The following is a 14,163-nucleotide window of genomic DNA, read 5'->3' as shown; positions in this document are numbered from 1 at the left end:
CCCGGTGGCAATCCCGAACCAGCCGGCGCACCCACCGAGCGATCCGCGCCAGCCGCTCGTTGTGATCGGCGCGCTGGCCGGCCTGGCGGTGGCAGGCGTGATTATCGCGTTCGGCCCGATGCTGGTCGAGGCGACCGGGCTGGCGGGCGATCCGCACAGCCCCGCCTGGGACGAAAGCCTGTTCACCGCCGCGATTTTCGGCGGGTTGCTATTGGCCGCTGCGATCGGCGGCGCGGTGACCCGGGTGCGCACCTTTGCGCTCGGCGCTCGAGCCCTGGCGACGCTGGCGGTCGGCGCCGCATTGGGCTTGGCCGGCATCCTTACCGCCACGATCTTCGGCTGGATCGCCGGCAGCCTCAACGCCCCGACCGACACCGCCTCGGCGGGCGGCACAATTCTGCTCGGTATCGCGGTTGTGCTGCTGCAGGTGGTTGCTGAGGAAGTGTATTTCCGTGGCTGGCTGCAGCCACTGCTCGCCCGCGCCTGCGGCCTGCGCGTCGCCGTGCCGCTGGTCGCAACCGGCTTCGCCGCATTGCATGTGCTGGGCGGCGCGCGCGATTCCCTCTCCCTGCTCAACCTGTTGCTCGGCGGTCTCGCCTTCGGTTTGCTCGCCGCGCACGCCGGCGGAATCGCGCCGGCGATCGGCATGCACCTGGCATGGAACGGAACCGAACAATTGGTTTTGGGACTGGACCCCAATCCCGGCCTCGGCAGCTTCGGCGCGCTGTTCGACCTCGACCTGGTCGGTTCGCCCTGGTGGGGTGGTTCTACGGACGGCCTCAACGGCAGCCTAGGCATGAGCGTCGCGTTGCTCGCGATCCTTGCGTCGCTGATCGTCTACACGCGCCGCTTGGCGTAGCGCAGTTTGTGATCTGACCGGGCCGGGCAGTCGCGTCGGTGAAAGGAATTGCGTCCCCCTCGACGAAGCTTGGAACAGGCTTCGACGCTCCCGGGGCGAACGGTTTCGGATCGGATCGGTGGATTGCAAACCGTTCCAGCCGAGCTGTGCTGCGGTCGTCGTTCAGTCGCTCGCCGCCCGTCGAGCATCGATCAGATCGCGCAACCGCCGGAATTGTACCAGCGCCGCGCCGCTCAGCACGCGGCTGCCCTTGCCCGTCTCGATGCTCAGCGGGTTGACCGGCTGACCGTCGATATGAACTTCGTAATGCAAATGCGGGCCGGTCGATCGCCCGGTCGTGCCGACTTCGCCGATCTGCTCGCCCTGCGTCACACGCACACCGGGCGCGATACCGGGCCAGATGCGGTTCATGTGGAGATACAGGGTCTGCCAGCCATTGTCGTGACGCAGCCGCACGAAATTGCCGTTCGGCCCCTTCATCGCGGCGAATTCGACCACGGCATCGCCCGACGCGAAGATCGGCGTGCCCGTCGGCGCGGCGAAATCCGTGCCCTTGTGCATCTTCACGAAACCCAGCACCGGATGTTCGCGAAAGCCGAATTGCGATGAGATGCGCGCGCCGTCGATCGGTGTGCGCATCAACGTGCGCACCGTGCTGCGCCCGTTGCTGTCATACCAGCCCGGCTGCTTGTCGCCGGCCAGGGTGAAGCGATACAACGCACGCGATTTCGCCTCGGTATTTAGCGCGGCGTAGACCAGCACCGGCTGGCCCACCGCATCGCCTGTCTGGTTGTAGCGTTGCTGGAATCCGGCCTCGAAAATGTCGCCCGGTGTGACCTCGCGCTGCATGTCGAAATCAAACACGAAGGCGTTGGCGAAATCGCCGACCAGATTGTCGTTGATGCCGGCGGCTACCGCCGAGCTGTAGAAGCTCTCCGTATCCAATTCCCCCCGGACCACCTGCAGCCGGGTGACGAGATGCGCGGCCTGCCGCTGCTCGACGAAGCGGCCGTCGGTGGCGCGTGTCAGCGTTACGCCGCCGCCATCGTCATGCGTTGCCTCCAGCCGCGACAGCGTTGCCGTGCCGGGCTTGCCTGCCATGTCGAAGATCAGCCGGATATCGCCCGGGCCCTTGCCCAGCGTCGCAGCTGCCTGCCGCCCGGCCAGCGCGGCATCGGCGGGGGCAATGCCGGAGGCCAGCAGGCTCGGCACGATGTCCGCCCCGCCCGAGAGGTTCAGCGTCCGCTGGCTTGATCCCGCCGCGACCGCCGGGCCCGCGCCGACCGCGGCGATGGACGTCGACGCCGGCACGGCAACCGGGCGCGACAGGAAAGCGGTAATCCCGCCAAGCCCCAGGATCGCAAAAGCGATCGCCGCGGCCTGAAAGGCCCGGCGATCGCTGGGCGCCAAGGGCGGGGCTGGCGGTGGGCTCGGCGGCGGCGCGACCGACGCAAACGGCGGTGGCGGGGGTGGTGGCGTTGGTGCCTCGCTCACCCAGCTTCGCGGATCGAACGATAGCGAGTCGGGCTCAGGCGCAGCCGCGGCGCCGGCCTTGCGCCATTGGCGAGGATCGAACGATGGGTCGTCGCGCTGGTCCACCATTGCCCCTGATCGCCCTTCGCGTCGCCCGTTTCGGGAGAAAGCTATTGCCTGTTTGGCGGGCGGCGGCAATAACCACGGCAAGCAATACGGGGCGCCGACTGCCCCGGATCGCATGATGACAGGGGCAAGACAGTGGCTGGCAAGAATCGTGTCGGCTGGCACGAAGGCATGTTTCTGCGACCGCAGCATTTCCAGGCGCAGGACCGTTTTCTGGAAGAACAGATCCGTGCGCGGGTTGATGCCGTGCGTCCTTGGCCGTGGGGCCTGACCGAATTGGTGATCGACGAGGATCTCGCCACGCTGGGCAAGTTCGGGATCATCCGCGCCGCCGGTGTGATGCCGGACGGCACGCCGTTCTCGATTCCCGGAGATCTGCCCCCGCCGCCGCCGCTGGATGTGCCGGCGGATGCGCGCGATGCCGTCGTCTCGCTGACGCTGCCGGCGCAACAGGCCGGCGCAGTGCAGTTTCGCGAGGCCGAGGGTGGCGCCCTGGAGGCGCGCTACCTCGTCTCCGAGTTCGAAGTCGCCGATGCCTTTTCGGACGATCGCACATCGGAGCCTATCGAATTCGGCCTGCCCAACCTGCGCTTCGGTGTCACGCGCGATCAAGTATATGGCCGCGTCACCCTGGGCCTTGCGCGGGTGCGTGAGATGCACAATCGCCGGCTGATGTTCGACGATCGCTATATCCCGCCGACGCTGGATGTCGCGGCGGCGATTCGTCTGCGTGGCGGGCTGGCCGATGTCGCCGGTCGGGCCGAACAGCGCGCCGAGGAACTGGCGTTGCGCGCGGTGGAGGCGACCGATGGCGGCTCCGATACGTTCGTTAGCTTCCTGTTGCTGCAGGCGCTCAACCGCTGGATGCCGGTGTTACAACATCTGCAAAATTTGCCGATGGTGCATCCGGAACGGCTCTACGAAACGCTGATCGCGATGGCCGGCGAACTCGCCACCCTGATCCGGCCCGATCGCCGCCCGCCGCCGCTGCCGCGCTACGATCACGAAAACCCGCAAACCTGTTTCGAACCGGTGATCGATCTGCTGCAATCCATGCTGTCGGCGATGTTCGATCGTTCGGCGGTACAGCTGCCGCTCGAACTGGCCGGGCCGGGGGCGTATGTTTCCAAGATCACCGATCCGAATCTGTTCGCCACCGGCTATTTCTATCTGGCGGTTGCCGCCGCCGCACCGATTGAGGAAATTCGCGCACTGTTTCCCGCCGTCGCCAAGGTCGGGACGGTGCAGAAAATGCGGCAGATTGTCGATTCCGCGCTGCCCGGCGTGCCGCTGCGCCACACCCCGACGCCGCCGCCGCAGCTGCGCGTGCTGCCCGGCTATGTCTATTTCGAGCTTGATCGTGGTGTGCCGGACTGGCGCGAATTCGCCACCTCGCCGGCGCTCGGCCTGCATGTCGCGGGTGACTGGCCACAGCTCAAGATGGAGCTGTGGTGCGTGAAGAAAGCCGCGCGATGAGCGGCACGGATGGGGACGGTCGAGGGGGGGACGGGCCTGGCAACGGCAAGACGGTATTCCGGCCGTCGCCGCTGCAGGGTCTACGGCAGAATGAGGGCATCGTGCCGCCCCCCGCTGCGCCATTCTCGCCGACGCCGTCTTATGTCGGCGCCGATCCCGACTATGGCGCGCCGCCGCCCTTGTCGCGCAGTGGGCTCGGGCCGCAGGGTGGCGGCCTGGCGCCGTCGCGGCTGGCCGAGGATGATGTGCCGCTGCCCGCGACGCCGCGCACGGTGCGCAACATCATGCTGGCCGAGGCGGAGCCGGTGTTGGCATTGGTCGCGGCGGTGCGCAGCGGACGGGTCCGTCTCGCCATGCCGGAATTTCACCGACAGGCCAGTCAGGCGATCGCGCGTTTCGAACAGGCGATCGCACCGCATTATTCCGAGGAGCAGCGCCAGCGGGCGAAATATGCCGTTTGCGCCACGACCGACGATGTCGCGCAGAACCTGCCGGGGATCGGCACGGATGGCGCGGAATGGGCGCGCCGATCGATGGTCGTGCAGTTTTTCCAGGAAAATATCGGTGGCGATCGTTTCTGGCAGCTGGTCGACGACATGCTGCGCGCGCCGACGGACAATGCTGATCTGATAGAATTGTATCACGCCTGCCTCGCCGTCGGGTTTGAGGGCCGGTTCCGCATCATGCCCGATGGCCGTCGCCGGCTGCACGAGATCATGACGCGGTTGCAGGGCGCGCTGCCGCACGTCCGGTCGCTGTCCGCGACGGAGATGTCGCCGCGCTGGAAGGGCGAGAATGCGCCGCTTGGCCGGTTGAGTTTCTGGGGCATCATCGCGTTGGTCGCTGCGATCGCCGCTGGCCTGTTGCTGCTCGCCTTCATCGTCTTCCAGCTGCTGCTGATGTCAAACGGTGGGACGCCGTCCGATCGTCTCGCGGCGATCCGGCCGAGCGAGCGGCTGACGCTGTCGCGCGCCGGCGGCGGCATCGCGCAGGCCGACAGCGCGCAGGCGAGCAAGCTGAAGCGTTTCCTGGAGCCCGAGATTCGCGAGGGGCTGGTCGCGGTCGAGGAGGATGCGCAGACGGTGCGCGTGCGGACCACGGTGGGGCAATTGTTCCGCTCCGGTTCCGATTTGCTGGAGGCGGGACGCGAGCCCTTGTTCCACCGCATCGGTCGCGCGATCGAGGAGGAACAGGGCAGCGTGACGATCGAGGGCCATGCCGATAGCGACCGGGTCGGATCGCTGCAATTCCCCGATAATATGGCGCTGTCGCAGGCGCGGGCGGAGACTGTCGGCAAGCTGGTGCGCGTCGATCTCGGCGATCCGGGGCGTGTCATCACCAAGGGGCTGGGCGAGACGGTGCCGATCGTTTCCAACGATACTGCGGCAGGCAAATCGCAAAACCGACGTGTCGAAATCATCGTGCCGCGGAGGTATTGACGCGATGTGGGCGATGCGGCGCTTTTTCGGCAGGGTCTTCACCATCTTGTTCGGCAATTGGTGGGTGGTCACGATCGCCTGCGCGTTGCTGCTCGCGGCATTGCTGTCGCTCGGGTTGCCATTGTTCGTCGGCTGGATGCGACCGTTCTGGGTGCGCGTCGCCTTCGCGCTCGGTGTTTTCGCCTTGTGGGGGCTGGCGGTATTCTTGCGCCTTCGCCGGTCGCGCCGTGCCGCCGATGCGATCGCCGCCGAGCTCGCCGGGCCCAACGCTGCTGATGCCGAGGGCCGAGCGCTCGGGCAGCGCATGGCCGAGGCACTCGCCAAGCTAAAGGGCGCGGCGGGCAAGAAGCGCGACTATCTCTACAAGACGCCGTGGTACGTGATCATCGGCCCGCCGGGATCGGGCAAGACCACCGCGTTGCTCAATTCGGGCTTGCGCTTTCCGTTCGTCGAACAGGCGGTCAGCGGTGTCGGCGGCACGCGCAGCCTCGATTTCTGGTTTGCCGACGAAGCGGTGCTGGTCGATACGGCGGGCCGCTACACCACGCAGGATTCCGATCACACAGTCGATTCCGCCGGCTGGAACGCGTTTCTCGGGCTGCTCAAGCGGCATCGGCCGCTGCAGCCGATCAACGGTATCATGGTCGCGATAGGCGTGGACGAACTGATCCGCAGCGATTGCGCGAAGATCGATGCGCATGCCCGCGCGGTGCGCCGCCGGCTGGTCGAACTGCGCCGCACGCTGGAGGTCGCCGCCCCGGTCTATGTCGTGCTGACCAAGACCGATCTGCTCGCCGGCTTCGCCGAATATTTCGACGATTTGGATGTCGAGGGGCGCCGCGCCGTGCTCGGCAGCACGGTGACCTTTGCCGACGGCAAGGCCAATGCCGAGACGCTGGCGCGCGCGTTTGACGAGATGGCGCAGGCGATCGCCGACCGCCAGGCCAAGCGTCTGTTCGACGAGGTCGATCCACGTCGCCGCGCGCTGGTGCTCGGGCTGCCGGCGCAATTGCGCTCGCTCCGCGCCAGGCTGATGCGGTTCCTTGATGGCGCCTTCGTGTCGGGCGACGAGCCGGGCGGCGTGCTGCGCGGCTTTTACCTCACCAGTGGCGTGCAGCAGGGCACCCCACTCGACCGCATCATGGCCGGCATGGCCGAGGTCTACGACCAGCCGGCACAAAGCGCCGTGTCAGGCTGCGGCACCGGCGGCCGGGCGTATTTCCTCAACCGTCTGCTCGGCGAGGTGATGTTCCCCGAGGCGGGGCTCGTCACCACCGATCCCCGCGCCAAGGCCAGGATGCGCGGGCGGCTGATCGGCGCGCTAATCGCGATCGGCATCGTCACTGCCCTGGTGCTCGCGGCATGGGGCGTCAGCTACGTCCGCAACCGCAGCTTCCAGGACGATCTCGCCAAACAGACTGCGGCAGCCGAGGCGCAGTTCCGCGATGCCGGTGTCGATCTGCGTCAAGTGCGCGATGGCGATGCCGACCTGCGCGCCGCGCTGCCCGGGCTGGACGCCTTGCGTGCGTTGCCGCGCGGTTACGCCGCACGCACGTCGGGCGGCCCGCCGCTCGCCATTACGTTCGGCCTGTATCAATCTGGCCTCAGCCGTGAGGCGGAGGAAACGTATCGCGATGCGTTGCGCCGCGTTTTACTCCCCCGCCTGCTGCTTCGGCTGGAAATTTCGATGAAGGCCGACGGCGCCGATCCGATGGCGCTGTACGAGCCGCTAAAGGTCTATCTGATGCTCGGCCAGCAAGGCCCGCTCGATGCCAAGACGGTGCGCGCCTGGGTGACCAACGACTGGGCGACCGAAGTCTTCCCCGGCGCCGACAGCCAGGCCGAAAGAACGCGGCTGACGCGGCATCTCGATGCCCTGCTTGGCGATACCGACATGGCCAGCGTTTGGCCCAGGCGCAAGCCGCCGCTCGACGGTGCGTTGGTCACCCGCGCACGCGCTGCGGTGCAGACGCTGTCGCTCGCCGATCGCGCTTATGCCGTGCTACGCCAGAAGGCGGCCAGCGCCGGCGCGCCGTGGGAACTCGCCAACATCCTGTCGCAGGGCGATGCACTGGCGTTCGCAAATCCCGCCAAGATATTGTCCACGCGCATTCCCTATTTCTTCACCCGCGACGGCTATGAACGCGCCTATGTGGTCGGGCTCGCGACGGTGCAGCAGGATCTGAAGCGCGATCTGTGGGTGCTTGGTGGCGATGCCGATACCGGTGGCGTGCGCGAAGAGATGAGCAATGTCCGCCCGGGCGTCGCTGGCCTCTATGCCAAGGATTATATCTCCGCTTGGGAAGACGTGCTGAAATCGCTGCAGCCCGGCGCGTATTTCAAGGATCCGGTGGCATTCGGCGCCTTCACCAAGAGCCCGTCGCCGTTGAAGCGCGTGCTGCTCGAACTGCGCAAGAACACCTTGTTCGAAGGGGGCGCTAAGGCCGGTATCGCACGCGCCAAGCGCTATACGCTCAATCGCTCGCGCCTCGGTCGCTTCGCGCAGGAGGCAGGGCGCGATCGCGCGGCGGGAATCGACGCGGGCGAGGAGATCAGCGCCTATTTCCAGCCGTTGCAGGAATATGCCGGCGATGGCCGCGGTGCGGCGCCGGTCGATGAATTCGTCGCCTCGCTAAAGGCTGCAGGGCAGGCGGTAATGGCGGTGCAGTCGGTCGGCGGCGGCGGTGGCGCCGACGCGACGCAGGCGCAGATGGCGACGGCGATGGCCTCGGTCCGCGCGGCGGCGGCCGGCGCACCACCGCAACTGCACGATTTCGTCGCTGCGACGACCGGCGGCGGTGCCTCGGCGCAGGTTGGCGCGGCGACCGGCGCGGTGTCCGATTCCTATGCGCAGAGCGTGTTGCCACTATGTCGGGAGGTTGCCCAGGAGCACTACCCTTTCTTCGGTGCCGCCCCGGCGGACGCAGCGATGGTTGACGTGCTGCGGGTGTTCGGGATGAGCGGCATCATCGATAGCTTCGCGCAGACCCGGCTGAAGCCGTTGCTCGAAACGTCCGGCCCGGTCTGGCGCTGGCGCACCGACGATCCGATCGCCGCCGCGCTTAGTCCGTCGAGCCCGGAGGCCTTCGCCAAGGCCGGTGAACTTCGCGATCTGCTCGCCGCCGGCCTGCCGATCAAGGTGTCGATGGCGAGCTTCGGCAACGATGTCGGCATGGTCGAGGTGGCTAGCGGCGGGACGCGCTATCGCTTTACCCCCGCCACCAATGCCGCCAAATCGTTATTATGGTCGGCCAGTGGCTTGCCCGAGGCTTCGGTGGTGCTGTATCGCGCCGCCCCCCCCAGCACCGGCGGCGAACCCGTGCCCGGTCCGGAACTCGCCCGCTGGGTAGCCGAGGGGCCGTGGGCGCTGTTTCGCTTGATGGACAAGGCGGTCAAGCAGAACGCAGGCCCACAGTCGATGAAGGCGAGCTTCGGTAGCGGCACCAGCGGTGCCACGCTAATGATCGGCCTGCCCAGCGATCGTAATCCGTTCAGCCGCGGCGGCCTGTGGTCGTTCCGCTGCCCGAGCACGCTGTGAGCCGCGTCCTGCTATTCGGCAAGCTGCCCGCGCATGGCGATTTCGTCTCGCGTGGTTGGGCGCCATTGGCGCGCGATGCGCTGGACGACTGGCTGTCCGGGTCGCTGGCCGACGCGCGCGACGCGGCGGGCGCGACGTTCGACGAACGCTACGATCTTGCGCCGCCATGGCGTTGCCTCATACCAGCCAAGGGGGAACTGGCGGCCGGGGCACTTGCGGCATCGCAGGATGCCGCCGGTCGCCGCTATCCCGTGCTGCTGATGTTGCGCGGCGGTGGTGATCGGGCGGCCGCAGCCTGCGAGGCGCTGCTGTATGACGCGATCGCCGGCGGCTGGAGCGCAGATATGCTGGTCGAGCAGGCCGAGGCGCTCGCGGAGACGCCGCCGGAAACGACCGATCCACGCTGGTGGACACTCGGCGGAGAAGGCTTTGCCGCCGCCACGCTGCCCGGCGCGCACCCCGCCGGGCTGATGATGACGATGGTACAGGGCAGGGAGGCCGTGTCGTGAACGCGCCGCTCCGAATCGAGGCTGTCGTCGCCACGCATGTCGGCTTGGTTCGCAAGGCAAATGAGGACAGTTATTGCACGCGCGCGGCCGATGGCCTTTGGGTGGTGGCGGATGGGATGGGCGGCCATGCGCACGGCGATTGGGCATCGCGCATACTGGCCGATGAACTCGCTATCGCCGAATTGCCCGCCGAATTCGATGCCGCGTGCCACGCCATTGCCGGGGCGATCCACACTGGCAATGCGCGCATCTGGCGGGAGGCGCAGGCCCGTGGACAACAGATGGGTTCTACCGTCGCCGCCTTGTTCATTCGCGATCGGCGGTTCGGCGTGCTGTGGGTCGGGGACAGCCGGATCTACCTGTTCCGCGATGCCCGCCTGCATCAACTGACGCGTGATCATACGCAAGTGCAGGAAATGGTCGATCGTGGCCTGCTCCAGCCGCACGAGGCAGCGTCGCATCCGCGCGGCCATGTGCTGGCGCGCGCCGTCGGCGTGCAGGGCGTGCTGGAGGTCGATGTGGTGGTCGACGCGGTGGAGCCGGGCGACGTGTTCCTGTTGTGCAGCGATGGCCTGACGGGGCAGGTGCCAGATGTCGAACTCGCCGAATTGCTCGCCCAAGGCAGCGATCGACAGGCGACGCTTGATCGGTTGATCGCGCTGACCTTGGACCGCGGCGCGCCCGACAACGTCACGGCGCTGGTCGTCGGCGTGCAGGAAGCGACCTTGCTGTCCTTCGCGCTACCCGGATCGTTCGCGTGATCAGCGACGAAGACGATACCGGGCGCACGGTTTTCGTGCCCCGAACCGAACCTGAAAGCACAGCGTTCGAGCCCACCGGCGCCGTCCGCCCCTTGCCCGTTGCGGCGGCCAAGGGGATCAAGGTCGGGGATATCCTCAACCACATCTTCGAGGTGAAGCGCTTCATTGCCCGCGGTGGCATGGGCGAGGTTTTCGAGGGCGCGAATGCGATCACCGAGGAACGCGTCGCGATCAAGGTGATGCTGCCTGCGCTTGCCGCCGATGCCAATGTCATCTCGTTGTTCCGGCGCGAGGCCCGCACGCTCACCCGGCTGCATCACGAGGCGGTGGTGCAATACCGGGTGCTCGCGCAGGAACCGCAACTGGGTGTGCTCTACATCGTCACCGAATATATCGACGGCACCAACCTGGCCGACGTGCTCGGCACGCTGTCGCCCACGCCAGCCGAGCTTGCCGCGTTACTGCGCCGGCTCGCTTCCGGGCTGCAGGCGGCGCATGCGCTGGGCGCGATCCACCGTGATGTCTCGCCCGACAACGTCCTACTCGGCGGTAACGAACTGGCGCGCGCGAAGATCATTGATTTTGGCATCGCCAAGGACCTCGATCCCGGCACGGCGACGATCGTCGGTGACGGCTTTGCCGGAAAGCTCGGTTACGTCGCGCCGGAGCAACTCGGCGATTATAACCGACTGATTGGGCCGTGGACAGACGTCTATAGTTTGGCGCTAGTCATCCTGGCCGTGGCCAACGGCCGCGATGTCGGGCTGGGCGGTACGTTGGTGGATGCGGTCGACAAGCGCCGCGCCGGCCCCGATCTGTCCGCCGCGCCCGAAAACCTGCGCCCGCTGCTCGGTTGGATGACGCGTGCCGATCCCGATGCGCGGCTCGCCTCGATGGACGCTGTGCTGGCGGAACTGAATGCGATCGATCTGCCGCCACCGGTCGCGCTAATCCACCCAGCGTCGCGCTGGCTGCCGCTCGCCATCGTCGCAGGGCTCGTGCTGGTGATCGTCGCGGCAGTGGCGCTGTTTTTCTACGCCCGCGCGCCGACGCCGGGCAAAAGCGCACCCTTCGCTGCGGCGCCGCCGCGCGACCCGGTCGAGGTCGCTCGAAACGCGATCAGCTCTGCCTTGCCCTCGGTCAATTGCACGTGGCTCGGTATCGCCGACATCCAGCGCGGTGTGCGGCGCCCAAAGATCACTTTGACCGGTGTCGCTGGCAACCCTTCGATGGCGCAGGGCGAGATCAGCCATGCACTGGCATCGCAGGGCATCGCCGAGGCCGATCTCGATTTCTCCGACGTATCGCCGATCACCCAGGCGGGTTGTGCCGCGCTGGATGCATACCGCCAGATCAGGGCGCGCGACGGCAGTCGCCTCACAGTGGCGCAGCCGCGTTTCGAAATGCGCCGCCAGCCGCCGGGGTCGGCCTATCCCGGCACGACCGCGGCCACCGCAGTGGTCGTCATCGGCATCGCTGATCCGACCCGGGATTTTACGCTGGTCGGGCTGGAGCCCTCCGGCAAGATCGACATGGTCATCCCCAATCGTGCGGCGTTCAAAGCGCAGATCGCGGCATCGCGCAACGGCGTGCCGATCAACGATCTCGGCGGGGATCGCTATCGCCTGCAGATCGATCTGAATCACCAAGGCTGGTCCGGGCTGCTGCTGGTCAGCGGCAAGGGGCCGTTTGATGTCGCGGTGGTCGCCCCGCCGCTCGGCGAGCGCGATGCGACGTGGCGCGATCGGCTGGTCTCGCTCGCTGCCGACCGCGGCTGGCAGGCCGATATGGTATGGTTCAAATCGGTCGATGAGATTGCCGATTGATCCCTGTCGTCGCCAAAAAACCATTTCCCGGCGCGATGGACGGATCTACACGTGTCGTTTAGCGTACTTATTTCGTCGCTAAAGGGGCGATCTCATCCTGTGAGCTGGCCGTTTTTCGGTAATAAGGCGGTTTTTTGGGGAACGATGTCATGCCGCAAACAATCTCGCGCGGAAAAAGCGGACCTGTCGTCAGGGAGTTGCAGCAGAATTTGCGCCTCCGTGGTGCAACGCTCAAGCCCGACAGCGTGTTTGGCCCAGATACTGAAAAGGCGGTGCGCGCGTTCCAGACGAGCATGCGTCTGCCGTCCGATGGCATCGTCGGCCCCCGGACATGGAATGCGCTCCACGGTGCCGCTCACGCGGAGCGCAAAGTGCCCGACCGGCCGATCCAGCGCGATTGGTCGTTCGAAAAGATGCTGACCGATACCGGCGCCTGGCTGGAGGATCATAATCCGTTCGGTGGGCAGGCGGCGGCGTCCCGTGGCGGCGGCGCCCCGCGTCCCGGCGCGCCGGCTGCCCCACGGGCGCCGGCCACACCACTTACCCGCGCCGGCACGGCTGCCGCGCCCACGCTGGTGGTCGGCACCGACGGCGCTCGGTTCCTGCGGATCGGCTTCGATTCATATGACGGCCGCAGCTGGGTGATCAAAAATTTCGCTGATCTGCGCGGCAAGCAGGTCCGCGAATTCCGCAATGGCACATTCGCGATCAATCCCGCCGGCGCCGCCCGCTTCGGGATCAGCGAATGCGTCCATCTCGTAAAATATTTCGGCGTTCCCTATACCGGCACCTGGCGCCGCGGGCCGCAGGTCTGCCACTTCAAGCCCGGCGAGCTGCCGATCGGTACGGTGATCGCGACGATGCGCGACAACGTCTATCACAGCGATTATTCCGGCCGCTCGCATGTGGGCATCTATGTCGGTCATGACGATTACGCATCATACGTTGCGTCGCACAGCAAGACTGCCGGGGTGCGCATGTGCAACCAGTGGAACGGCCAGATCGTGCAAGACAGCACCAAAGCCTATGCGATCGATGCCAATGCGTATGGCGGCGTCTCGAAAAAGGCGTGGATGAGCAGCGGCGTATCCACCAATAACCGCAAGTCTTGGACCAAGGATGGCGAGGAATATTTCGTGGTGATGACCAAATGAACACGGCCTCGTCGATCGCCACCTTACTCGGTTTCGCGATGCTTTCGGCCTGCGGTAATTCGCCCCCGGAAACGACGGCGAACACCGCCGTGCAAATCGTCGCGCCCGCCGTCGATGTTCGGACCGGCAACGTCACCATGCCCGCCGCCGCCACCGCAGCAACGACGCCATCGGCCGAAAAGGCCGGCGATCTGGCGCATTGCCCATCGACAATCGGCGCGCCTGGTGCGATCCCTGCCGGCGCGCGTCGTCTGGGCAACGCCAATGAGCGCGATCTGCCGCTGACCGACGCCTCGATCGCAACCATCGCGCCTGCAGATTACGACCCCGAACTCGGCAACCTCGCCGAATCCGAGGCCGATGAGGTCGACGGCGACGCCCGCATTGTCGGCGCCAGCTTCAGCTACGCGCCCAGCCTGCCGGCGGTGTCGCTGGTATGCCGGTACGGCAAGTCCGTCCTGCCGCTGTCCGGCGAGGCGATGCTGCTGATCCCGCTCAAGCCGAAATGGGCGCAGTGCCGCTTCATCGCCGCAACCAGCGGCGCTGTTGCGTCGATGACCTGCCGCCCGATACGTCCTATTAAATGAAAAAAAGCCGTGACCAAGCAGTGTTAGACCTAAAGTACCGAACGTGAGGGCGGGTGGGTAGGCTAGGCCAATGGCGATGCACGAACTAGCGAAGCCAATCCCTCGCCGCTATCCCGCCAACAAGGACGCGATCGGCATTGACATCATCGGCGGAACCACCTCGGTGCAGAAAGATGATTATCTCGGATACGAAGCGGTAACGGGACCACAGAATACCTCATTGCGGCGGCTGATTGAGGAATTGAGACAAGCGTTCAAGGTGCCTGTTTCGGAGGTATTCCGCCATCCTGAAGTTTCCCGAAAGGATCCACACGAGGCGGAGTCCGCAAAATGATAAAATATCTGGCCACATGGCTTCTGTTGGTGCTTTGGGTACCTAGCCCGGCATTGGCCCGTCTATAGATTCCCTGCGGAT

11 protein-coding genes are annotated in these 14,163 nt (G+C 66.3%); 10 read left to right on the top strand and 1 reads right to left on the bottom strand.

What is annotated here, in order from left to right; all coding sequences use genetic code 11:
• Positions 1–4 precede the first annotated feature (4 nt).
• Complete coding sequence (locus ACVWZA_RS18185) at positions 5–859, top strand: CPBP family intramembrane glutamic endopeptidase (RefSeq protein ID WP_457312768.1); 855 nt, start codon at positions 5–7, stop codon at positions 857–859.
• A gap of 162 nt (positions 860–1,021) precedes the next feature.
• On the opposite strand, the gene ACVWZA_RS18180 is transcribed toward ACVWZA_RS18185, so the two are convergent.
• Positions 1,022–2,461 carry a peptidoglycan DD-metalloendopeptidase family protein gene (locus ACVWZA_RS18180; protein WP_457312767.1) on the bottom strand — a complete coding sequence of 480 codons (1,440 nt, stop codon included), beginning with the start codon at positions 2,459–2,461 and terminating at the stop codon, positions 1,022–1,024.
• Positions 2,462–2,593: 132 nt separating this feature from the next.
• On the opposite strand from ACVWZA_RS18180, the gene tssK reads away from it, so the two are divergent.
• From tssK to ACVWZA_RS18135, 9 genes are all read left to right on the top strand, one after another.
• Positions 2,594–3,934 carry a type VI secretion system baseplate subunit TssK gene (gene tssK, locus ACVWZA_RS18175; protein WP_457312766.1) on the top strand — a complete coding sequence of 447 codons (1,341 nt, stop codon included), beginning with the start codon at positions 2,594–2,596 and terminating at the stop codon, positions 3,932–3,934.
• Entirely contained in the window at positions 3,910–5,373 is a 1,464-nt protein-coding gene (gene icmH, locus ACVWZA_RS18170) for a type IVB secretion system protein IcmH/DotU (protein ID WP_457312765.1), read from the top strand. Before tssK ends, icmH begins: the two co-directional genes overlap by 25 nt.
• Before the next feature lie 13 nt (positions 5,374–5,386).
• Positions 5,387–8,911 (top strand): type VI secretion system membrane subunit TssM, encoded by a 3,525-nt coding sequence (gene tssM / locus ACVWZA_RS18165; RefSeq protein WP_457312764.1) that lies wholly within the window; start codon positions 5,387–5,389, stop codon positions 8,909–8,911.
• Complete coding sequence (gene tagF / locus ACVWZA_RS18160) at positions 8,908–9,420, top strand: type VI secretion system-associated protein TagF (protein ID WP_457312763.1); 513 nt, start codon at positions 8,908–8,910, stop codon at positions 9,418–9,420. The genes tssM and tagF overlap by 4 nt, the downstream gene beginning before the upstream one ends.
• Positions 9,417–10,181 carry a PP2C family protein-serine/threonine phosphatase gene (locus ACVWZA_RS18155; RefSeq protein WP_457312762.1) on the top strand — a complete coding sequence of 255 codons (765 nt, stop codon included), beginning with the start codon at positions 9,417–9,419 and terminating at the stop codon, positions 10,179–10,181. Before tagF ends, ACVWZA_RS18155 begins: the two co-directional genes overlap by 4 nt.
• The gene (locus ACVWZA_RS18150; protein WP_457312761.1) at positions 10,178–12,007 is read left to right on the top strand and encodes a protein kinase domain-containing protein; all 1,830 of its coding nucleotides are present in this window, start codon (positions 10,178–10,180) and stop codon (positions 12,005–12,007) included. The genes ACVWZA_RS18155 and ACVWZA_RS18150 overlap by 4 nt, the downstream gene beginning before the upstream one ends.
• 149 nt (positions 12,008–12,156) lie before the next feature.
• Positions 12,157–13,161 carry a BPSL0067 family protein gene (locus ACVWZA_RS18145; RefSeq protein WP_457312760.1) on the top strand — a complete coding sequence of 335 codons (1,005 nt, stop codon included), beginning with the start codon at positions 12,157–12,159 and terminating at the stop codon, positions 13,159–13,161.
• Positions 13,158–13,748 (top strand): hypothetical protein, encoded by a 591-nt coding sequence (locus ACVWZA_RS18140; RefSeq protein WP_457312759.1) that lies wholly within the window; start codon positions 13,158–13,160, stop codon positions 13,746–13,748. The genes ACVWZA_RS18145 and ACVWZA_RS18140 overlap by 4 nt, the downstream gene beginning before the upstream one ends.
• 70 nt (positions 13,749–13,818) lie before the next feature.
• Entirely contained in the window at positions 13,819–14,082 is a 264-nt protein-coding gene (locus ACVWZA_RS18135) for a hypothetical protein (protein ID WP_457312758.1), read from the top strand.
• The last annotated feature ends 81 nt before the right edge of the window (positions 14,083–14,163 follow it).

Source organism: Sphingomonas sp. UYAg733 (assembly GCF_054057355.1).
The sequence above is the reverse complement of the archived record's forward strand: the minus strand, read 5'-3'. Positions and strand labels throughout refer to the sequence as shown.

What these genes read in the sequence shown, in the direction of transcription:
- tssM (WP_457312764.1), top strand. Translation starts at nt 5,387, where the DNA reads ATGCGGCGCTTTTTCGGCAGGGTCTTCACCATCTTGTTCGGCAATTGG.
- ACVWZA_RS18145 (WP_457312760.1), top strand. Translation starts at nt 12,157, where the DNA reads ATGCCGCAAACAATCTCGCGCGGAAAAAGCGGACCTGTCGTCAGGGAG.
- ACVWZA_RS18180 (WP_457312767.1), bottom strand. Translation starts at nt 2,461, where the DNA reads ATGGTGGACCAGCGCGACGACCCATCGTTCGATCCTCGCCAATGGCGC.
- ACVWZA_RS18135 (WP_457312758.1), top strand. Translation starts at nt 13,819, where the DNA reads ATGGCGATGCACGAACTAGCGAAGCCAATCCCTCGCCGCTATCCCGCC.
- ACVWZA_RS18140 (WP_457312759.1), top strand. Translation starts at nt 13,158, where the DNA reads ATGAACACGGCCTCGTCGATCGCCACCTTACTCGGTTTCGCGATGCTT.